The organism is Methylobacterium sp. CM6247 (genome assembly GCF_054817925.1).
The window spans coordinates 1222197-1243740 of the sequence record NZ_JBTXKX010000003.1; the positions used below are offsets into that span (position 1 = coordinate 1222197).

Genomic DNA, 21544 nt, shown 5'->3' on the forward strand with positions numbered 1-21544 from the left:
CCTTATCGAGCCGCCTATACGTGAGTTTTGTCCGAAAAAGGATCGTCAGCCGTCTCCGTCGCGATCCGGCTTCGCGTCCGGTCGCTCGGCGGCATCGCCGGTTTCCGTTGCAGTCGCTGCCTGCCCACGGATCCTCGTCTGCGCCTTGCGCCGTTTCAGGTTGTCCCGCAGGGCCGCCTTCAATCGCTCGTTCCGCGTGGCGTCGTTCTTCATGGCGATCACTGCGCGACCCTTCGTCGCCAGGGCGAAATACCGGCTTTGCGACCCGGTCTCAACAGGCGCAGAGCTGGAATGCAGGAGTCGACTTGAACCAATTCCAAGTTCGCCTGTATCGTCAGGGCCGTGGCGTCGAAATCAGCACCGTCTGATTCCTTCCGCGCCATGCGAAGCGAGATCGTTGCGCCAGCGGGACTCATATCGACGAGGCCTGCAGCGGAGAGTTTGGTGCTTCGGAACAAGCCCTTTGTAACGATGCTGCTGCTGAATGCAGACGAGCGGATGCCGAGGCCGCCTAGAGCGGCGCTGACATGCGGTCGGCCATAGCGTGAAGGACGGATGCCCGTGAATCGGATGCCCGCGATGACGATGATCAGCGATACGACGACGCCCCGTGATCCTTCGTCCGAAGGATCCTCTACCCGCGCGTCGTTCGGGCACGGACGAACCGATTACGAAGGCTACTTCCGCAGGGCGGTGGACCGGCTGCACGACGAGCGGCGCTACCGGGTCTTCGCCGATATCGAGCGGATCGCCGGACGTTTTCCCACCGCCAACTGGCGCCGTCCCGACGGTGGCACCCGCGAAATCACCGTATGGTGTTCGAACGATTACCTTGGCATGGGCCAGCATCCGGACGTGGTCTCGGCCATGACCAAGACCGCCGCCCGATGCGGCGTCGGCGCCGGCGGCACCCGCAACATCGCCGGCAACAACTCGCCGCTGGTGGATCTGGAGCGTGAGCTCGCCGATCTGCACGGCAAGGAGGCGGGCCTCGTCTTCACCTCAGGCTACGTCTCGAACCAGGCCGGCATCTCCACCATCGCCAAGCTGATTCCGAACTGTCTGATCCTGTCGGATGCGTTCAACCACAATTCGATGATCGAGGGCGTGCGCCATTCCGGCTGCGAGAAGCGCATCTTCCGCCACAACGATCTCGCCCATCTCGAGGAACTGCTGATCGCAGCGGGCGACCGCCCCAAACTGATCGCCTTCGAGAGCGTCTATTCGATGGATGGCGACGTCTCCGACATCACCGCCATCTGCGACCTCGCCGACAAGTACGGCGCCATGACCTATCTCGACGAGGTCCATGCGGTGGGGCTCTACGGCGAGCGCGGCGGCGGCATCGCCGAGCGCGACGGGGTGATGCACCGGGTCGATGTGATCGAGGGCACCCTGGCCAAGGGCTTCGGCTGTGTCGGCGGCTACATCACCGCTTCCACCGTGCTGTGCGACGCCGTGCGCAGCCATGCCCCGGGCTTCATCTTCACCACCGCCCTGCCGCCGGCCATCGCGGCGGCGGCCCGCGCCTCGGTGCGCTACCTCAAGCGCTCGCAGGTGGAGCGCGCGGCGCATCAGCGCCAGGCCGCCCTCACCAAGGCCGCGCTGGAAGAGGCGGGCCTGCCGGTCCTCCCCACCGAGACCCATATCGTGCCGGTGATGGTGGGCGATGCCGAGCTGTGCAAGGCGGCGGCCGACCACCTTCTCGAACAGCACGGCATCTACATCCAGCCGATCAACTACCCCACCGTGCCGCGCGGCACCGAGCGCCTGCGGATCACGCCTTCGCCGTTCCACGACGCAGCCCGCATCGCCAAGCTGACGGCGGCCCTGACGGAGACCTGGGACACGCTCGACCTGCCGCGCGCCGGCACGGTGTTCGTCGAGGCGGCGGAGTAGGAATCGATCAGTTCAACCGCCAGAGCGTGACGGTGAGCAGAGTCGCGAAGGCGACCCAGGCGGCGTAGGGCACGAGCAGCCACGCCGCGAACCGGTCGAAGCGCCAGGACAGGCGGATGGTCCAAAGGATCATCACCAGCATCGCCCCGGCGACGATTCCCGCCCAGCCGAGGGCATGGGCCGAGAAGAAGACCGGCGACCAGGCTGCGTTGAGCGCGAGCTGGGCGAGGAAGGCACCGACCGCCAGCCACCAACCCCGCCGCATCGGACCCGTCGCCGGAGACGCTCCGAGCAAACGCCAGAACGACAGCGCGATCATCGCGTAGAGGATCGTCCAAGCCACCGGGAACAGCCAGTTCGGCGGGTTGAAGCCGGGCTTCGTCAGGCCGGCATACCAGCCCTCGATGTTCGGCGTGGTGCTGAGCGAGCCGATCACCGATGTGGCCACCACGGGCAGGATGGCGATCGCGAGGCGAGGCCAGAAGGAGAAGGCGGGCCGTTCCGGAACATCGAGGGCGGACGTCATCGGCGTAGATCATTCCTCTGAGGCTTCGAAACGCGAGGGCGCGAGGGCGTTCTCTGTTGGCGAGGGTTTCGCCGAGGCCGGTTTCATGCCCGGGTTTCATGCCCAGGTTTCTTGCCCGAGCTTCTTGGCGATGACACCCCAACGTCCTCAACGTACGGATGGTCCGATGACTGAGTCCACCACTCCCTTCACCAAGCGTACCCTCGCCGCGCAGGCCATGGGCCATGTCGATGCGGTGACGCGGGCGGTGGTGGCACCGCTCCATGTCTCGACGACGTTCATCCGCGATCCCGACAACGGCTACAGTTCGGGCTTCTCCTATGCCCGGCCCGACAACGCCACGACCCGCGAGGCGGAGGCCGTCATCGCCATGCTGGAGGAGGCGGAGGCCGGCGCGATGCTGTTCGGCTCCGGCATGGCGGCGGCCACGGCCGTCTTCTCGGCCCTGGAGCCCGGAGACCATATCGTCGCCCCCCTCGTGATGTACTGGGCGCTCAAGCGCTGGCTCCAGCAGGAAGCGCCGCGCCGGGGCTGGGGCCTCGACTTCGTCGCCATGGACGATCTCGACGCCCTGCGGGCTGCGATCAGGCCGGGCACGACGAAGCTCGTCTGGGTGGAAACACCCGGCAATCCGCTCTGGACCATCACCGACATTGCCGCCGCGGCCGAGATCGCGCACGGAGCGGGGGCGCGTCTCGCCATCGATTCCACTGCCGCCTCGCCGATCCACACGCGGCCCCTGACGCTCGGGGCCGACATCGTCATGCATTCGGCCACCAAGATTCTGAACGGTCATTCGGACGTTGTCGCCGGTGTCCTCGCTTCAGCGCGCACCGATGCGTTCTGGGAGCGGATCGGCGCGATCCGTGCCGGCGGTGGGGCGATCCTCGGGCCATTCGAGGCCTATCTCCTCATGCGCTCGCTGCGGACCCTACCTCTGCGGGTCGCCGCGCAATCGGCCAATGCGGCGGACCTCGCCAGGCGCTTCTCGGCGCATCCGCGCGTGGCGTCGGTGCTCTATCCCGGCCTCCCCGACGATCCCGGCCATGCGGTGGCGGCACGCCAGATGGAGGGCGGTTTCGGCTTCATGCTGTCGATCCGAGTCGCGGCCGGCGAGGAGGCAGCCATCGCCACGGCGGCGCGGGTGCGCCTGTGGAAGCGCGCCACATCGCTCGGCGGCGTCGAAAGCCTGATCGAGCACCGCGCTTCGGTGGAAGGACCGGGCACGCCATGTCCGCCCGATCTGCTGCGGCTCTCGGTGGGGATCGAGCATGCGGACGACCTGTACGCCGATCTGGACGCGGCCCTCGGCTGATTTCCTCGTCGGTTCTTGGTGCGATCCCGCCCTTCGCGCATTGTGCGAGGGACGGACCGCCGCCGGGCGGTCGCCGCGATGCGAGCGAGGACGAGCCGATGCGATACCCTGTTCCCCTTCTGACCGGTGCCCTCGCGTTCGTCGCTCTCACCGGGGCCGCCTTGGCCGCCGATGGGCCGCCCAAGCTCGACGTGCAGGCGACCTGCAAGTCGTCGGTCCGCGCGGAAGCCAGCGTCAGCGACACTTCCACCGTCGAAGGCTGCCTCCGTTCGGAGGAGGCGGCGCGCAAGGAAGCCCAGCGCCGATGGGGCGACTATTCACCAGCCGCCAAGAGGCAGTGCGAGAAGCAGTTCGAGGCCGGCGGCTTCCCGTCCTACGTGGAGATGGTGACCTGCCTCGAACTGGCGAGCGGCACGGTGCCGACCCAGGGCACCGGACCGGGCGCGGATACCAGTTCCGGCGCCCGGCGCGAAAAGGCGGATGGGAATGCCGGCGCCGCCACCGCCGAGCCGAAGCCGAGCCAGCGCACCAACCCGATCGAAGTGCTGGAGAAACCCTAGCCTCTCACTCCTCTGACCTCATCGCGGTGCGGAGATTTCCGCCTCCGCGCTTGCCCAGACGTCCGGGCGAACGGGCTTGCTGCGCTCTTCGCCCCGGCGGACCGATGCGAGGTCCAGGAGTTCGGCGGCACGGTCCGTATCGTCGACAGACAGGAACAGGTTGTTCCTCTGCGAGGCGCGGCCGAGATCGGCACGGCTGGTCAGCACGCTGAAGGCCGGGCTCGTGAGCAGGGCGAGGGCCACCGGCCCCATCCACAGGGCGAGCCAGGGGTCGCCGGCATAGACCAGCAGGCCGGCGAGCAGGGCGCCCGCCACCAGGGCGTCCACCTGCAGGCGGATCGCCTCGGACCACGGCACCTGACGGTCGTCGCGCACCTGCGAATCCCAGCGCACCACGCGGCCAATGAAGGTGGTGGCGACGGCGCCGGCGGCAAAGACCGTCATGATCGGCCAGAGCAGCACCCAGACGATCTGTTCGAGCACGGCACTCTTCAGCAGCGAGGCCGTGCCGCCGAAGGCCGCACGGCGGGTCGACGACGCCAGGACGTGACCGAGGCTGAGAAGCTTCGGCAGGGCCAGCACGGCGACAACGAGGGCAGCCAGCGCGTGGGCGGCGAGGCCCGTCCCGGTGAGTCCATAGGCCATGAGGCCGAGATCGCCGGTCACGGCGGCCTGGATCGAGGCGGTGGCGAGGAACAGCACCCAGAGCGGGCAGGCGAGGTAGGACAGGATCCCGACCATCAGGTGCCAGCGGCTCGCCGCCCGAAGACCCGGCAGGGTGGCGATGCGCAGGTGCTGCATGTTGCCCTGGCACCAGCGCCGTTCACGCCCGAGGAGATCGACGAGGTTCGTCGGCATCTCCTCCCAGGTGCCGCCCATCTCCGGCAGGAGGCGGACCTCCCAGCCGGCCCGGCGCAGGAGCGCGCCCTCGACGATGTCGTGGCACAGGATCTCGCCGCCGAGCGGTGCCTTGCCGGGCAGCACCGGCAGTTCGGCATTGTCGGCGAAGGCCGCGACCCGCAGGATCGCGTTGTGGCCCCAATAGCTTCCATCCGCGCCCTGCCAGGTCTCGAGGCAGCGGATCGACAGCGGCGCGTAGAGCCGCACGGCGAATTGCTGGATGCGGGCAAACAGCGTGTCCCGGCCGGTCGCGTAGGAGACGGTCTGGATCAGCCCGACCTTGGGCGCTTCCTCCATCAACCGGGCGAGGCGGCGCATGGTGGCGCCGGTCATCAGACTGTCGGCATCGAGCACGATCATGAAATCGTATTCCGAGCCGTAGGACTTGCAGAACTCGGCGATGTTGCCGGCCTTGCGGCCCGCATTGTCCTGGCGCCGCCGGTAGCGGACGCGCGGCAGGCCAGGGCCGTTCAGACGCGCCCATGCCTCGATCCGGGCGAATTCATGCTCCTCCACCGCCGCGATGGCACCGTCACGCGTGTCGGAGAGGACGAAGATGTCGATATCGGACCCGTCGCCGCCGCCACGCTGAAGCGAGCGGGCCATGACACGCAACGCGGCGAACACCGCCACCGCATCCTCGGCATGGATCGCCACCACGGCAGCCGTGCGGCTGAGGCCCGAGGCGGTGGCCGGAACCGTGGCCGAGCGGATCTCGATCGCGGATTTGGCGTCATCGCCGAGCCCCGCCGCCACGAGTCCGTAGACGTATTGCCAGGCGACGAAGGATTGCCACGTCATCACGAGGCCGAACAGGACCAGCACGGTCCAACCCAGAATGCCGTCCGGGCGTCCGTAAGCGGACAAAGCGAGCCAGGAGATCGCGGCCGCGGTGGCCAGGGTCGGCAGGGCCAGCAGGAGCCGCCGCATCAGCAGCGAAGGGGCCTCGCCGGACTGACTTTCGGGAATCGCCGGGTTCGGGATTCCGACCGGGGATGCGTCGTGCGACAACCGCGTGATGGACATGGGGCGCTGGACACTCGATCGAGGCTGAGAGGGGCCGTCGTCCATCATGAAGCGAAGGACATCGATGATACGGGGCGACGGTGAAGACGAGCGTTCGGAGCGTGATGCCCCCTCGCGGCGACAGACCTTGCAAACCGCGCTCAGCGTGGCCGCAGGCATGATAATGCCTAGTGCCGTCGACCTGAATACCGCCAGAACGATGGCCGCCGATAAAGTCGACCCTCCCCGTGACGGGCCGATGACCTTCGAGGGCGTCGTGGCCCAGGCCCGCCGCCTCGCAGGCGCACCCTACCGGCCCGCTCTGGAGGATCTCCCGGCACCCCTCGCTGGCCTCAGCTACGACGGTTACCGCGCGATCACCTTCCGTCCCGACGCAGCCCCGCGCCTCAGCGGTTCATTCTCGCTGCAGCTGTTCCATCGCGGCTTCCTGCAGAAGAAGCGCGTCGCCCTGTTCCTTCAGCCGCCGGACGGGCCGCCGCAGCCGATCCTCTACCAGTCGGGCCTGTTCGATCTCGGCTCCGATCTCGCAGGGCAGGTTTTTCCGCGCGATCTTGGCTTTGCCGGCTTCCGGCTGCATCACGCCTTCGATGGTGCGAAGCCGGCTAATCAGGAAGAATTCCTAGTCTTCCTCGGCGCCTCGTATTTTCGGCTTCGCGGAAAGACGCAGGAATACGGCCTGTCGGCGCGCGGTGCCGCGATCCAGACCGGCGGTCCAGGCGCGGAGGAATTTCCGGACTTTACGGCGTTCTGGATCTGCGAGCCGAAGGCCGATTCCCGCGGCGTCACGATCCTGGCGCTCCTCGATTCACCGAGTCTCGCGGGTGCCTATCGCTTCGTGGTGGAACCCGGCGAGACCTCGCGAATGGTCGTCACCGCCTCGCTGCATCCCCGCGCCGCGATCCCGCGTCTCGGCCTCGCGCCACTCACCAGCATGTTCCTGCATGGCGCGAACGGTCCGGGCGCGCGCGGAGCCGAGCCGTTCGACGATTTCAGGCCCCAGGTTCACGATTCGGACGGGCTCGTGGTGGCGACCAAGGACGATCGCCTGTGGCGCCCCCTGAGCAACGGACGGAGAGAGCCGCAGATCTCGGCTTTCCGCACCGATCCCCTCGACGGGTTCGGGCTGTTCCAGCGCGAGCGAAGCTTTGCCGCCTATCTTGATGTCCAGGCCCGGCACGAGGCCCGGCCCGGCCTCTGGGTCACGCCCCAGGCGGGGTTCGGCGCCGGAGCGGTGCAACTCTTCGAAATCCCGTCCCGCGAGGAGTACATGGACAACATCGTCGCTGCCTTCGTGCCGGATGCTGCCGTCGCGGCGGGGAGTGCCCTCGACCTCGCCTACACCCTCGCCACCGTGGGGGCCGAACCGGATACCGCCGTGCTAAGCGCGCTCGCCCGGGTGGTCTCCACCCGCGTCGGTTCGGCCGAGCGCCTGCGCCCGACCACGCCGCCGAGCCCGGAGCGGCGCCTCTACGTCATCGATTTCGAAGGGCCGGGCCTGCCCACCGGCCCTGACGGTGACATCGCGGCCGAGGTCTCGGCCAGTGCCGGCACCATGGTCGATCCGGTGGTGGAACGGGTGCCCCAGACGGGTGGCTGGCGTCTCTACGTAGAATGGCGCCCGCCGACGCCGCTGCCGCCCGGCGACGTCGTCCTGCGCGCGCGCCTCATGCGCGCCGGTCGCCCGATCAGCGAGACCTGGGACAACGCCGCCTGATCGCCGGGCAACCTCACGACTTGGCGAGGTGCGACAGGGATCGGAACGAGAGTACCGGCCGGGGAGTCCTACCTTGGAACAACACCAAGTTGCGGAGCCGCACGGTTCTCTCGAGGCCGTCGAAACGCCTCGGGGCGCGGAATCCGCCATTCCCCGGAGCAGCACCCTTGGCGACCGAGACCCCCTACCTGCGCTACACGCCCGCCGTCGAGATCCCCGAAGCCGATGAGGCCGAGACCAGCCGGGCCCTGAACGAGACCATGCGCTCCATCAGCGAGAAGACGCTCGCCGATGGCGGTCATGCTATCCGCAGCGTCCATGCCAAGGCGCATGGCGCGCTGAGGGCCGAGTTGGAGGTGGCGACCGACCTGTCCCCCGAACTGGCGCAGGGCCTGTTCGCGAAGCCGGGGCGCTATCCGGTGGTGATGCGCTTCTCGACCATCCCCGGTGATATCCTGGACGACAGCGTCTCCACCCCGCGCGGCACGGCGATCAAGGTCCTCGGTGTCGAGGGAGAGCGTCTCGAAGGGTCGGAAGGGGATGCCACGCAGGATTTCGTGCTCGTCAATGGGCCGGCCTTCTCGGCGCCGGGACCGAAGCCGTTCCTCGCGACGCTGAAGCGCCTCGCCAAGACCACCGATCGGGCGGAGGGACTGAAGAAGGCCGCATCGGCGGCGCTTCGGGGTGTGCAGAGCGCGGTCGTCGCGACCACCGGTTCGCCGAGCCCGACCCTGGCGACCCTCGGTGGGCAGCCCGAGACGCATCTCCTCGGCGACAGTTTCTACAGTCAGGTCCCGCTGCGCTTCGGCGATCACATCGCCAAGATCTCCCTCGTCCCGGTCTCTCCCGAAATGAGGGCGCTGGCGAACAAGCCTCTGGACGACACGAGCGCCGCCGACGCGATCCGCGAGGCGGTGATGGAGCATTTTCGCATCCACGGCGGCACCTGGGAATTGCGGGCGCAGCTGTGCCTGAACCTCGACGACATGCCGGTGGAGGACGCCTCCGTGGTCTGGCCTGAGACCGCGAGCCCCTACCGCACCATCGCCACCCTCACCGCCGCGCCGCAGGCGAGCTGGAGCGAGGCCCGCGCGGCTTACGTCGATGACGGTCTATCGTTCAGCCCCTGGCACGGGTTGGCCGCGCACCGGCCGCTCGGCGGGATCATGCGCATGCGCAAATCGGCCTACGAGATGGGCAAGCGCTTCCGGGCCGAGAAGAACGGCCGCCGCATCGAGGAGCCAAAGAATCTCGACGCTCTGCCGGAGTGACGCCGGACGTTGCTGCAATGCGACAGGGCAGCGGCGATGATCGGTGCGGGATCATCTCGCAATTGACCGTCTCGTCGCGGCCGACCTAGCCTGACGCTGACGGTTCCTCTTGCGAGGATCAAAAGGGAACGCGGTGAGGGTCTTGGCCCGATGCCGCGGCTGCCCCCGCAACTGTAAGCGGCGAGCCCATCATCAACACGTCACTGGGTGATCCACCTGGGAAGACGATGAGAGGGCGTCGACCCGTGAGCCAGGAGACCTGCCGTCAGTCGTGGTCACACGCGAAACGCATCGGGCGGGGTGTCCTGGTGGGGTGTCGGCGCCTGCGCTCGCGCGCAGGGATCGGCTTCGTTCGCGGTGACGTGCCACTGCCGTTGCCCGAGGTCTCCGCCTGTGTCCGTTCGTCTCGTCCCTCCGCTCCTCGCCCTCGGATTCCTGGCATCCGCCTCGCCGGTTCTTGCCCAGTCCGGGACGGCCACCACCGCCGAGGCGACCCTCGACGAACTCTCCGTGGCCGCCGACATGCGTCCGCCCCCTGCCGCCGGTCCCGGTCTCGGCGGAGCCACGGGCGGAGCCGGCGGGGCCGAAGCGTTTGGCGCCCTGTCCGCTCCCGCGCTGACGTCGAGTTCGGGCGTCATCACCGGCAGGGCCCTCAACGATCGCCCGGTGACCCGCCCCGGCGAGGTGCTGGAGGCCGTGCCCGGCCTCATCGTCACGCAGCATTCCGGCGAGGGAAAAGCCAACCAGTACTTCCTGCGCGGCTTCAACCTCGACCACGGCACGGACATCGCCATCACCATCGACGGCATGCCGGCCAACATGCGCACCCATGGCCACGGCCAGGGCTATGCCGACATCAACTTCCTCATTCCCGAACTCGTCGGCGCGGTGGAGTTCCACAAGGGCCCGTATCTCGCCCGTGACGGGGATTTCGCCTCCGCCGGATCGGTGCGGATCGACACGATCGACGCAGTGCCCCGCCCACTCGCGCTCACCTCCATCGGGAGCTTCGGCTACAAGCGGGCCCTCACCATCGCCTCCGCACCCCTCGGGGAGGGGACGCTCCTCGCCGCCGGCGAGGCTCAGGTCTATGACGGCCCCTGGGTGGTGCCGGACGACATCCGCAAGCTCAACGGCGTTCTCCGCTACAGCCAGGGCACTGCCCTCGACGGGTTCTCCCTCACCGGCATGGCCTATTCCAACCGCTGGACGGCGACGAACCAGGTTCCGCAGCGGGCCATTTCCGAAGGCGTGATCGGCCGCTTCGGCACTCTCGATCCGAGCGATGGCGGCGATGCCAGCCGCTTCTCCCTGTCGGGCCGCTGGAGCCGGTCGGACGACGGCGGCGTCACCCGCGCCAGCGCCTACGTCATCCGCTCGAACCTCAACCTGTTCAACAACTTCACCTATTTCCTCAACGACCCGGTCAACGGCGACCAGTTCCGCCAGCTCGACAGCCGCACCGTCGCCGGCGGCGAGATCGCCAGGGTGTTCAAGGGCGAACTGCTCGGCCTGCCCATGGAGAACGAGATCGGCGTGCAGACCCGGTTCGACGACATCCATGTGGGCCTGTTCAACACGCGGGCGCGCACCTCGCTTTCCACCGTGCGCGACGACCGCGTGCAGGAGGGCAGCGCCGCGCTCTACTTCGAGAATCGCCTGCGCTGGACCGACTGGCTGCGCACCAGCGTCGGCCTTCGCGCCGACGCCTACGACGCGAGCGTGAGATCGAACAATCCGCTGAACTCAGGCCATGCGCGGGACGGCATCGTCAGCCCCAAGCTCGGCGTCGTGTTCGGCCCCTGGGCCGAGACCGAACTGTTCGTGAATTACGGCGAGGGCTTCCATTCCAACGACGCGCGGGGCGCGACCATTACGGTCGATCCGGGCAACCCTCTGTTCCCCCTCGACCGGGTGCCGCTGCTGGTGCGCTCCGTGGGCTCGGAGGTGGGCTTGCGCAACCGCTCCATCGCCGGCCTCGAATCGACCGTGACCCTGTTCCAGCTCGATTTCGATTCCGAGAACCTGTTCGTGGGTGATGCCGGCACCACCGAGCCGAGCCGCCCGAGCCGGCGCACCGGCATCGAGTGGACCAACCACTACGCGGTCACGCCCTGGCTCGCCGTCGATGCCGACCTTACCGTCACCCATGCCCGCTTCGCCGATCGCGACCCAGCGGGGAGCCGCATTCCCGCCGCCCCAACCGCCATCGCGGCGGCCGGCTTTACCCTCGGTGAGGCGCTCGGCTGGTTCGGCACGATGCGGCTTCGCTATTTCGGGCCGCGCCCGCTCATCGAGGACAATTCCGTCCGCTCGAAGCCGACCACGCTGGTGAATGGCCGCATCGGCTACAACTTCGAGAACGGCCTCACGGTGCAGCTCGACATCCTCAACCTGCTCAACGTCAAGGCGAGCCAGATCGATTACTTCTACGAGTCGCGCCTGCGCGGCGAGCCGGCCGACGGTGTAGCGGACACGCATCTGCATCCGGTGGAGCCGATGGCGGTGCGGTTGACGGTGGCAGGGCGGTTTTGAAGAATGGGAGCGGGTTGCGGGCAGCCAAGCCGCTCTCCGGTCATGCTGATGGCAGTGATCCGGGCCGGAGATATGCGAACATGTGAGGCACATAATCGGCTTTGCCGAGTGTGATGCCGTGATGCCGCAAGATGGCGTAGGCGGTGACGATGTGAAAGTAGAACTGAGGCAGAGCCCAATCCCGAGCATAATGTTCACCGGTCATGTCGAACGTGACGTTACCCGGAAGCTCGATCACGATTGGCAGAGTCGCGCCGGCATCGAGGGCATCGTTCGGGAGGCCGTCCAAAAGCGCCAATGCCTCGGTGATACGAGCCCGTGCATCCGCCATTGATCCGGGCACCTCGCCGGCATTACGCCCTTCGGCCGCCACGGCGGCGAGCGATAGGGGAATGTCCTCACCGCGAAGGCGGAACGTCGCCTCCTGAGCTTGGTAGGCGGCAAAGCACACTTGTGACGCCAACGGATACATGTCTGGTGCCAGACGCGCCGAAAGCAGACCATTGGCGGGATCCACCATCTGATGCTCTGCCTTGTCCAGCAGCCCGGCCAGCGTCCGCAACATGTTCCTGTAGGTCGGTACCAGAAGGTTAGTCAGCGACATAATCAGTCTCGCGGCGACGGCTACTTCAACGCCTACCCTATTTCCGCGAGAGCGAACACCATAAGTCGAGGCCCACTTTTTCCCATTCCGACCCCTACGGCCCCACCCGCTTCCGCACCACCATCTCCCCCCGGAACAAGAACTTCTGCGCGCGCTTGCCCGTGTCCACCTCCGTGGTGAACACGTTGCCCTTGCTGTCCACGGCGAGGTTGTGGACCCAGTGGAAGTCGCCGGCCATGCGGCCGTTGCGGCCGAAGGCGCCGAGCACTTCGCCGGTGTCGCGCTTGAGGGTGCGGACCTCGTTGTTGGCGCCGTCCGCGTTGAGGAGGTAGGTCTGGTCGGGGTCGGGCCAGAGCGCCAGTTCCCAGACCGAGCCGTTGGCGCGGGTGGTCTTCTCCACGAAGAACTCCTTCACGAAGCTGCCGTCGCGGCGGAACACCTGGACCCGGTCGTTGGCCCGGTCGCAGACATAGACCAGCCCGTCGCGGGCGATCTGGATGCAATGGACCGGGTTGCGGAATTGCTGCGCCGGGGCGGCGGCCGGGTCGTAGGCGGGCAGGGTCTCGTCGGTGGGCGGCTTGCCGTAGGCGCCCCACATCCGCTTGAACGCTCCGGTCTCGGCATCGAACACGATGACCCGGTGGTTGAAGTAACCGTCGGCGACGAAGAGCTCGTTGGTCTCGGGGTCCACCTGCATGGCGGCGGGCCGTCCGAGGCGGGTCGTGTCGAGGCTGTTGGTCTGGGGACCCTGCTTGCCGATCTGCAGGAGGAATTTCCCCTCCGGCGTGAATTTCAGGATCAGCCCGTCCTGCTCGCCGTTGCCGGCGAGCCAGACGAAGCCTTTGTGGTCGATATGGATGCCGTGCTCGTTCTGCGGCCAATCATAGCCTTCGCCCGGCCCGCCCCATGACCGGACGAGGGTGCCCGCCTGGTCGAAGACGAGCACGGGCGGAGCGGGGTGGCAGCATTTGGTACGTGGCGGCGTGAGGCTGGCGGCCTTCTCGTCATCGGTGAGGGAGCGCGGGCGCTGCACCACCCAGATCCGGTCCTCGGCATCCACCGCGACGCCGGACGCCTGACCCATGATCCAGTTGTTCGGCAAGGGTTTAGGCCATACGGGATCGACCTGGAACTTCGGGGGCTCCGCTGAGGCCGCCCCCGCGAAGGCGACAGCGAGCACGGCCAGACCAAGCCTGAGCCTCATGGCATTTCTCTCCCAAACCCGTTTTTTGTTGAAGTAAGTCTCCGCCGGGCCGGGGCCTTTGTCCATCGACCGCACCTGACCGATCGGTATCGACACGCGGCATTTGTCACCAGGATCGGCCTTCGAGAATCCACCGGATCACCCCTCCGGTTTGACCGCTCTCCGGCCCGGCCTGTAGACACCGCGGCCCCTTCACGCGCGCGAGGATTCCATGGCCGCCATCACTGCAACCATCGCGGCGGAGCTCAAGGTCGCCGAGCGGCAGGTCGCTGCCGCCGTCGAACTCCTTGATGGCGGGTCGACGGTGCCGTTCATCGCGCGCTACCGCAAGGAGGTCACCGGCGGCCTCGACGATTCCCAGCTCCGCGATTTGGAAGAGCGCCTCGCCTATCTGCGCGACCTGGAGGCGCGCCGCGCCGCCATCCTCGAGAGCATCGACGGCCAGGGGAAGCTCGACCCGGCATTGAAGGCGCGCATCCTCGCCGCCGACACAAAGGCACGGCTCGAAGACCTCTACCTGCCGTTCAAGGTGAAGCGCCGCACCAAGGCGCAAGCCGCCCGCGAGGCCGGGCTCGGCCCCCTGGCGGAGGCGCTGCTCGCCCATCCCGAACGCGCGCCGGAACAGGCCGCCGCCGCCTTCGTCGATGCGGCCAAGGGTATCGCCGACGTGGATGCCGCCCTGGAAGGCGCCCGCACGATCCTGATCGAGCGGTTCGGCGAAGACCCGGAACTGGTGGGCGCCTTGCGCGACACGGTCTGGCAGCGCGGCCGGATGACCTCCAGCGTCAAGAAGGGCAAGGAAGCGGCCGGCGAGAAGTTCGCCGACTATTTCGACTTCTCCGAACCGCTCACGCGCCTGCCCTCGCACCGCATCCTGGCCCTGTACCGGGGCGAGAAGGAGGACATCCTCGACCTCGACATCACCGACGCCCCCGGCGACGTGGCCGAGAAGGGCGTGCCCTCCTGGCAGGAACTCCGCATCGCCCGCGCCTTCCGCATCGGCGATCACGGCCGGCCGGGGGACCGTTTCCTGATGGAGACCGTGCGCCGGACCTGGCGCACCAAGCTGAAACCCGCCCTCGACACCGATCTGCGCGGACGCCTGAAACAGGTGGCCGAGACCGGCGCGGTCGGCGTCTTTGCCGGCAACCTTCGCGATCTGCTCCTGGCTGCTCCCGCTGGAGCCCGGCCGACTCTCGGCCTCGATCCGGGGTTCCGGACCGGGGTGAAGGTCGCGGTGGTGGATGCCACCGGCAAGGTCGCGGCCACCGACGTGATCTACCCGCACGAGCCCCGCCGCGACTGGAACGGCGCGCTCGTCGCGCTGGCCAAGCTCTGCCGCGCCCATAAGGTCGAACTCATCGCGATCGGCAACGGCACCGCCTCGCGCGAGACCGACAAGCTCGCCGCCGAACTCATCGCCAAACAGCCGGAACTGAACCTCACTAAGGTGATGGTGTCGGAGGCCGGCGCCTCGGTCTACTCGGCCTCTGCCTATGCCAGTGCCGAATTGCCGGGCCTCGACGTGACCCTGCGCGGGGCTGTCTCCATCGCCCGGCGCCTGCAGGACCCGCTCGCCGAACTGGTGAAGATCGAGCCGAAGGCCATCGGCGTCGGTCAGTATCAGCACGATCTCGGCGAGGGCCAGCTCTCCAAGGCCCTCGATGCGGTGGTGGAGGATTGCGTGAACGGCGTCGGCGTCGACGTGAACATCGCCTCCGCGCCCCTGCTCGCCCGCGTCTCCGGTCTCTCCGAGCGGGTCGCGGCCAACATCGTGACGACGCGGGACGAGAAGGGTCCGTTCCGCACCCGCGCAAGCCTCAAGAAGGTGGCCGGCCTCGGGCCCAAGGCCTATGAGCTCGCCGCCGGCTTCCTGCGCATCCGCGACGGCGACGATCCCCTCGACGCGTCGGGCGTGCATCCGGAAGCCTATCCGGTGGTGCGCCGCATCCTCGCCGCCGCCGGACAGCCCATCCAGGCCGTCATCGGCAACGGTCCCGTCCTGAAGAGCCTCGACCCGAAGCGCTTCACCGACGAGACCTTCGGCCTGCCCACCGTCACCGACATTCTGTTGGAACTGGAAAAGCCCGGCCGCGATCCGCGCCCGGCCTTCAAGACCGCGACCTTCCAGGAGGGCGTCGAGAAGATTTCGGACCTCCGGCCCGGCATGCGCCTCGAAGGCGTCGTCACCAATGTCGCCGCCTTCGGCGCCTTCGTGGATATCGGGGTCCACCAGGACGGTCTCGTCCACATCTCGGTCTTGGCCGACCGGTTCGTGAAGGATCCGCGCGAGGTGGTGAAGCCCGGCGACGTGGTGCAGGTGCGCGTCGTCGAGGTGGATGCCAACCGCAAGCGCATCGCGCTCAGCATGCGCTCGGAGGAAGCGGGTGCGCCGCGCGGCGGGCGGCCGGAGGAACGCCCGTCCTCGTCACGGCCCCAGCAGCGACCTGCACCAGCCCCGGCGCCACGCGGCCCGGCCCCCGACGGTGCCCTGGCGGAGGCCCTGCGCCGGGCGGCGGAGGGCAAGGACCGGGGACGCCGCTGACGGTGCGCATTCCCCTCTCCCCGCTCGCGGGGAGAGGACCGAAGGCACCTCGTCGTGCCTTCGGTGAGCGAGAGGCGAAGCCGAAGCGAGGGTGAGGGGGCGATTCCGGACGTGGCTCCTTCGGAATCGCCCCCCTCACCGTCGGCTGCCGCCTCGCCTCGCCGACGACGGGGTCGTCGCGGCCCTCTCCCCGCGAGCGGGGAGAGGGGGGATGCTCGTCGACCGACCGCCTCCTTTACAGCGAGGAGAATATCCCCCTCAGCACGCCGCCACGTTCACCGCGAGACCGCCGAGCGAGGTCTCCTTGTACTTCGCCTGCATGTCGTTGCCGGTCTGGCGCATGGTCTCGATGACTTCGTCCAGGCTGACCCGATGGATGCCGTCGCCGCGTAGTGCCAGGGAGGCGGCCACCACCGCCTTGTTGGCGCCGAAGGCGTTGCGCTCGATGCAGGGGATCTGGACGAGGCCGCCGATCGGGTCACAGGTCATGCCGAGATGATGCTCCATGGCGATCTCGGCGGCGTTCTCGATCTGCAGGGTCGAGCCGCCGAGCAGCGCGGCGAGGCCGGCCGCCGCCATGGCCGCCGCCGAGCCGACCTCCCCCTGGCAGCCGACCTCGGCGCCGGAAATCGAGGCGCGGCTCTTGATGAGGCCGCCGATGGCGGCCGCGACCAGCAGGAATTCGCGGCCGCGCTCGTCCGACCAGCCGGGGCAGAAGTCGCGGGCGTAGCGCAGGACGGCCGGGACGATCCCGGCCGCGCCGTTGGTGGGGGCTGTCACCACCCGGCCGCCGGCAGCGTTCTCCTCGTTCACCGCGAGGGCGAACAGGCTGATCCAGTCCATGATCTCGTGGGCCGGCCGGGCGTTGAGGTGGCGGTTGGCCTCCAGATCCTCGAACAGCTTCTTGGCCCGCCGCCGCACCTTGAGGCCGCCGGGCAGTTCGCCGGTCTGGCGAAGCCCCCGATCGATACAGGCGAACATCGCGTCGCGGATGGCGTCCAGCCCCTCGTCGATGGCCTCGCGGCTGCGGCTCGCGCCCTCGTTGGCGCGCTGGACCTGGGCGATGGAAAAGCCGGTGCGCAGGCATGTCGCCAGCAGATCGGCGGCGCTGGCATAGGGCAGCGGAAACGTCATTGCCTCGCCCACCGCCGCCGCTTCCTCGCCGACCACGAAGCCGCCGCCGATGGAATAGCAGGTGACCGTGTCGAGCACGCCGCCATGCTCGTCGAGGGCGCGGAACCGCATGCCGTTGGTATGGACCGGCAGCACCTCGGTGAAGTTGAAGACGAGATCGGTCTCGAGGGCGAAAGCCGGTCCGCCGAGGCCGAGCCTGCCCGTCCGCTTCGCTTCGGCCACGTATTCGTCGACCCGGTCGGGGTCGATCCCGGCGGGGCTATGACCGAGCAGGCCGAGAAGAATGGCTACATCGGTCCCGTGCCCGCGCCCGGTCCAGGCGAGGGAGCCGAAGATCTCGGCGCGGATGCGCGCGAGGCCGGTACGCCGCCGCGTCCGCTCGCGGAAATCGAGGGCCGCCACCATCGGCCCCACCGTATGCGAGCTCGACGGGCCGATCCCGATCTTGAACAGGTCGAAAGCGCTGATCATCGGTCCCGGTCCGCCTCATCCGCAGCGTCGCGCCACCACGCGGCAGTGCGATCGCTCATCAGACGGACCGTGATCTGAAGATCGCGCCCCGTCTTCGCAAGTGCGCCGTCCGACCTGCGAAATCCGGGCCGGGCACGTTCCGCCCCGACGGGCCGCGTGGCGGGGCGATGCTCCGGCTCATATCAGGCCTCACTGAACCTGACCCAAAGACCAGGGCCGGTGAGGTCTTGCGGACGACCGCCGCCGCGCCGTCGCGCGGGCAGACCTTGATGAGTCCGGCTCATCGAGGTCCGGTATCAGTGGAAGAACGGCAGAAAGTGCGGCGCGTAGAGGCCGAAGCCCAGCATCACGAGGCCGGCGACGCCCAGGAACCCGCCCGCCAGCGTCAGTGCGGCGATGCCGGTGATGACCTGGGCCGAGGCGAGCACGATCCCGATCTGGAAGGCGGCCGAGCCGAATTCGTAATGGTGGTAGCGGTGGAGCGCGAGGTCGCGATGCTCCTGCGAGGCCCGCGCCTTCTCCTGCAGCTCCTTGCGCCCGTCGCCGGTGGCGGGGTCCGATTCCCAGCGCGCCATGGTCTTGGCCCATTCGGCCCGCTTGGCGGCGATGGCCGGTGCGTTGGCCGTCTCCGGAGGGATCAGGGCGAGGGTTTCGTCGGCAGTCTTGAGGATGGTGCCGCGGATGGTGCGGGCCTGGTAATAGGCCCATTGGTTGGAGGATTCGACATTGGCGCTGAGCGCCTCGGTCTGCGCCCCCTTGGCCAGGGTCTCGGCCAGCGCCAGGAACAGCGCCAGCACCGAAATCAGCAGCGCGACCTTCTTGTTCGAGCCTTCGATGGCTCCGTGACCCGACATGCCGGATGCTCCCTCTCGTGTTCGACGGCGGGAGTCACAGCCGATCCGCCGAGGAAGCGCAACCGTTTCCTCGGCGGTTTCGGGGCCGCATCGTCCGGCTCCTCAATCCTTGAAGACGTAGCCGGCGATGATCTTGAGCCCGACCGGGCGGCCGGCGGCGAGGCGGTGGGTATCGGAGGCCTCCACCACGACGGTCTTGCCTTCGGGGCGGTCCACCTCGATCCGCTGGCGGCCCTGGCTGCGGTAGGACGAACGCACATGGCCTTCGAGATGGGCCTGGTCGGGCTCGGCGAATTGCAGCTGCCACGGTCGCGCATAGAGCTTGACCGGGCCGACGAGGCCGGCCGGTGCCTTGACCGGGGTCAGCCGGCCGTTGACCCGCACCTCGCCCCCTTGAACGATCGCCTCGACTTCGATCGTGTCGCCGAGGAACTTGAGCACGGTGGAGGAGACCGGGTTTTCCTGGACCTCGTCCGGGGTGCCGATCTGTTCGAGTCGGCCCTTGGACAGGACGGCGACGCGGTCGGAGAGCTCCAGCGCCTCGTCCTGGTCGTGGGTCACGAAGATCGTGGTCTGGCCGGTGCGGTCGTGGATCTCGCGAAGCCAGCGGCGCAGGTCCTTCCTCACCTGGGCGTCGAGGGCGCCGAAGGGCTCGTCCAACAGCAGCACGCGGGGCTCCACGGCCAGGGCGCGCGCGAGCGCGATGCGCTGGCGCTGGCCGCCGGAGAGTTGCGACGGGTAGCGGTCGGCGAAGCCCGAGAGCTTGATGAGATCGAGGAGATCGCCGACCCGGCGCTTGATCTCGGCCTTGGCCGGCCTGTCCGCACGCTTCCGGGCGTTGAGGCCGTAGGCGATGTTCTCGGCCACGCTCATATGCTTGAACAGGGCGTAATGCTGGAACACGAAGCCGACGGCCCGCTCCTGCACCGGAACCCGCGTGGCATCGTCGCCGCCGAAGATGATGCGGCCGCGATCGGGAAAATCGAGCCCGGCGATGATGCGTAGCAGCGTGGTCTTGCCCGAGCCCGAGGGGCCGAGCAGCGCCAGCAATTCGCCCGCCTGCACGTCGAGGGAGAGGTCGTGCAGCACCGCCGCCGTGTCGAAGGTCTTCGACAGGTTCTCGACCCGGATCGCCGTGGACGAACCCACCGGGTCAGTGACCCCGTGCGCCCGCTGCGATCTCGGCACTGAAGCGCCATTCGAGGAGTGATTTGACGAGGAGGGTGACAAGAGCGAGGCCGGCAAGGAGGGAAGCGACGGCGAAAGAGGCAACGAAGTTGTACTCATTGTAGAGGATCTCCACGTGGAGCGGCAGCGTATTTGTCAATCCGCGGATATGGCCTGAGACCACCGACACCGCGCCGAATTCGCCCATCGCCCGGGCGTTGCAGAGGAGCACGCTGTAGAGCAGGCCCCAGCGGATGTTGGGCAGCGTCACGGTCCAGAAAGCGTGCCAGCCCGAAGCGCCGAGGGTCAGCGCCGCTTCCTCTTCGGCGGTTCCCTGTTCCTGCATCAACGGGATCAGCTGGCGGGCGACGAAGGGGAAGGTGACGAAGATCGTGGCGAGCACGATGCCGGGAACGGCGAAGATCACCTGGATGTCGTGAGCGATCAGCCACGGGCCGAGGAGGCCCTGGGCCCCGAAGACGAGTACGTAGATCAGCCCCGAGACCACCGGCGAGACCGAGAATGGCAGGTCGATGAGGGTCACGAGCAGGTTCTTGCCGCGGAACTCGAACTTGGCGATGGCCCAGGAGGCCATGATGCCGAAGACGAGGTTGAACGGCACGGCGATGGCCGCCGTCAGCAGGGTCAGGCGGATCGCCGAGCGTGCATCCGCCTCCGTGAAGGCGGCGAGATAGGCTGACCAGCCTTTCGCGAAGGCCTGGATGAACACCGTCACCAACGGCAGCACCAGGAACAGGGCGAGAAAGACCACCGCGACCCCGATCAACACCACCCGGACGACACGGCCTTCCGTGACCACGCTCCGTGCGCGGGCGGGCGGACCTCCGGCCTGGAGATCGGGATCCCGGACATCCGGGTTTCCGACGACGGCGCTAGACATAACCGAACCTCCTGCGGCTCCAGGCCTGGATCAGGTTGATGGCGAGCAGGGTCAGGAACGAGATCCCGAGCATGATCGTCGCGATGGCGCAGGCGCCCCCATAATCGAATTCCGAGAGCTTGATGACGATGAGGAGCGGGGCGATCTCGGAGACGTAGGGAAGGTTGCCGGCGATGAAGATGATCGAGCCGTATTCACCGACGCCGCGGGCGAAGGCGAGGGCGAAGCCCGTGAGCACGGCCGGGATCAGGGGCGGTAGCACCACCTTCACCAGCGTGTGCCAGCGGCCGGCGCCGAGGGTAGCCGATGCCTCCTCGATCTCCTTGTCGATCTCGACGATCAGGGGCTGCACCGTCCGTACGGCGAAGGGCAGGCCGATGAAGACCATGGCGATGTAGATGCCCACCGGCGTATAGGCGGCCTCGATCCCGAGCTTGGCGAGCTGTTCGCCCACGAGACCGTTGGGGGCATACAGGGAGGCCAGGGCGATGCCGGCGACGGCGGTCGGCAGGGCGAAGGGCAGATCCACCACCGCGTCCACGATCTTGCGGCCGGGAAACCGGTAGCGGGTGAGAACCCAGGCGATGAGGAAGCCGAAGACCGAGGCGGTCAGCGCCGCGAGGAGCGAAACCCCGAAGCTTACGCGCAGGGCGCTGGCGACGCGCGGATCGGTGGCGACCGCCCAAATTCCCGACAGGCCGAGGCCGGAGGCGCGGGCGACGAGAGCGGCCAGGGGCAGCAGCACGATGATGCCGAGGCAGGTCAGGGTATAACCGAAGGTGATCCCGAAGCCGGGAATCACACTGGGCTGACGGAAGCGTCGTCTCGGACGCAGAGGGGGCTCTGCCATGGGGTGGTCCTGATAATGGATCGCCTCGCTCACGCATCGGCGGGTCGGGAAGCGGGCACGGTGTCCGG

The 21544-nt window shown here is 68.1% G+C and carries 17 protein-coding genes and 1 riboswitch; of the genes, 7 read left to right on the forward strand and 10 right to left on the reverse strand.

Annotated elements, in window-relative coordinates; all coding sequences use genetic code 11:
• Positions 1–45 precede the first annotated feature (45 nt).
• Positions 46–222, reverse strand: a complete 177-nt coding sequence (locus tag ACYQOP_RS06630) for a hypothetical protein (RefSeq protein ID WP_461225509.1) — start codon at positions 220–222, stop codon at positions 46–48.
• A 333-nt stretch (positions 223–555) separates the two neighbouring features.
• Between ACYQOP_RS06630 and hemA the strand changes: the two genes are divergently transcribed.
• Positions 556–1899 (forward strand): 5-aminolevulinate synthase, encoded by a 1344-nt coding sequence (gene hemA, locus ACYQOP_RS06635; RefSeq protein WP_056422893.1) that lies wholly within the window; start codon positions 556–558, stop codon positions 1897–1899.
• A gap of 7 nt (positions 1900–1906) precedes the next feature.
• Here hemA and ACYQOP_RS06640 read toward each other — a convergent pair whose 3' ends face one another.
• On the reverse strand, positions 1907–2425 hold the full coding sequence (locus tag ACYQOP_RS06640; RefSeq protein WP_461221790.1) for a TspO/MBR family protein: 519 nt from the start codon (positions 2423–2425) through the stop codon (positions 1907–1909).
• A gap of 166 nt (positions 2426–2591) precedes the next feature.
• Between ACYQOP_RS06640 and ACYQOP_RS06645 the strand changes: the two genes are divergently transcribed.
• Positions 2592–3740, forward strand: a complete 1149-nt coding sequence (locus ACYQOP_RS06645; RefSeq protein ID WP_461221791.1) for a trans-sulfuration enzyme family protein — start codon at positions 2592–2594, stop codon at positions 3738–3740.
• 98 nt (positions 3741–3838) lie between these two features.
• Complete coding sequence (locus tag ACYQOP_RS06650) at positions 3839–4300, forward strand: hypothetical protein (protein ID WP_461221793.1); 462 nt, start codon at positions 3839–3841, stop codon at positions 4298–4300.
• An 18-nt stretch (positions 4301–4318) separates the two neighbouring features.
• Here ACYQOP_RS06650 and mdoH read toward each other — a convergent pair whose 3' ends face one another.
• A complete protein-coding gene (gene mdoH, locus ACYQOP_RS06655; RefSeq protein WP_461221794.1) occupies positions 4319–6226 on the reverse strand; it encodes a glucans biosynthesis glucosyltransferase MdoH in 1908 nt (635 codons plus the stop codon).
• 238 nt (positions 6227–6464) lie between these two features.
• On the opposite strand from mdoH, the gene ACYQOP_RS06660 reads away from it, so the two are divergent.
• The 3 genes from ACYQOP_RS06660 to ACYQOP_RS06670 all read left to right on the forward strand — a co-directional run bounded on the left by ACYQOP_RS06660 (position 6465) and on the right by ACYQOP_RS06670 (position 11746).
• Positions 6465–7940, forward strand: coding sequence for an OpgD/OpgG family glucan biosynthesis protein (locus ACYQOP_RS06660; RefSeq protein WP_461225223.1), 1476 nt, complete (start codon positions 6465–6467; stop codon positions 7938–7940).
• 167 nt (positions 7941–8107) lie between these two features.
• Positions 8108–9211 (forward strand): catalase family protein, encoded by a 1104-nt coding sequence (locus tag ACYQOP_RS06665; RefSeq protein ID WP_461221796.1) that lies wholly within the window; start codon positions 8108–8110, stop codon positions 9209–9211.
• An 83-nt stretch (positions 9212–9294) separates the two neighbouring features.
• Positions 9295–9492: riboswitch (cobalamin riboswitch) on the forward strand.
• 241 nt (positions 9493–9733) lie between these two features.
• Positions 9734–11746, forward strand: a complete 2013-nt coding sequence (locus tag ACYQOP_RS06670) for a TonB-dependent receptor (RefSeq protein ID WP_461225225.1) — start codon at positions 9734–9736, stop codon at positions 11744–11746.
• 40 nt (positions 11747–11786) lie between these two features.
• Here the strand turns inward: ACYQOP_RS06670 and ACYQOP_RS06675 are convergent, their stop codons facing one another.
• Positions 11787–12350, reverse strand: coding sequence for a DUF1993 domain-containing protein (locus ACYQOP_RS06675; protein WP_461221798.1), 564 nt, complete (start codon positions 12348–12350; stop codon positions 11787–11789).
• A gap of 94 nt (positions 12351–12444) precedes the next feature.
• Positions 12445–13554: an NHL repeat-containing protein gene (locus tag ACYQOP_RS06680; protein WP_461221800.1), complete on the reverse strand. Its 1110-nt coding sequence runs from the start codon at positions 13552–13554 to the stop codon at positions 12445–12447.
• 211 nt (positions 13555–13765) lie between these two features.
• Here ACYQOP_RS06680 and ACYQOP_RS06685 point away from each other — a divergent pair, with 211 nt between their 5' ends.
• The gene (locus tag ACYQOP_RS06685; RefSeq protein ID WP_461221802.1) at positions 13766–16099 is read left to right on the forward strand and encodes a Tex family protein; all 2334 of its coding nucleotides are present in this window, start codon (positions 13766–13768) and stop codon (positions 16097–16099) included.
• 258 nt (positions 16100–16357) lie between these two features.
• On the opposite strand, the gene ACYQOP_RS06690 is transcribed toward ACYQOP_RS06685, so the two are convergent.
• From ACYQOP_RS06690 to cysT, 5 genes are all read right to left on the reverse strand, one after another.
• A complete protein-coding gene (locus ACYQOP_RS06690; protein WP_461221803.1) occupies positions 16358–17704 on the reverse strand; it encodes an L-serine ammonia-lyase in 1347 nt (448 codons plus the stop codon).
• A 296-nt stretch (positions 17705–18000) separates the two neighbouring features.
• A complete protein-coding gene (locus tag ACYQOP_RS06695) occupies positions 18001–18558 on the reverse strand; it encodes a DUF4337 domain-containing protein (RefSeq protein ID WP_207411111.1) in 558 nt (185 codons plus the stop codon).
• Positions 18559–18660: 102 nt separating this feature from the next.
• A complete protein-coding gene (locus tag ACYQOP_RS06700; protein ID WP_056422852.1) occupies positions 18661–19707 on the reverse strand; it encodes a sulfate/molybdate ABC transporter ATP-binding protein in 1047 nt (348 codons plus the stop codon).
• 4 nt (positions 19708–19711) lie between these two features.
• Positions 19712–20626, reverse strand: a complete 915-nt coding sequence (gene cysW, locus ACYQOP_RS06705; protein ID WP_461221804.1) for a sulfate ABC transporter permease subunit CysW — start codon at positions 20624–20626, stop codon at positions 19712–19714.
• Positions 20619–21476 (reverse strand): sulfate ABC transporter permease subunit CysT, encoded by an 858-nt coding sequence (gene cysT, locus ACYQOP_RS06710; RefSeq protein ID WP_056423334.1) that lies wholly within the window; start codon positions 21474–21476, stop codon positions 20619–20621. Before cysT ends, cysW begins: the two co-directional genes overlap by 8 nt.
• Positions 21477–21544: the final 68 nt, after the last annotated feature.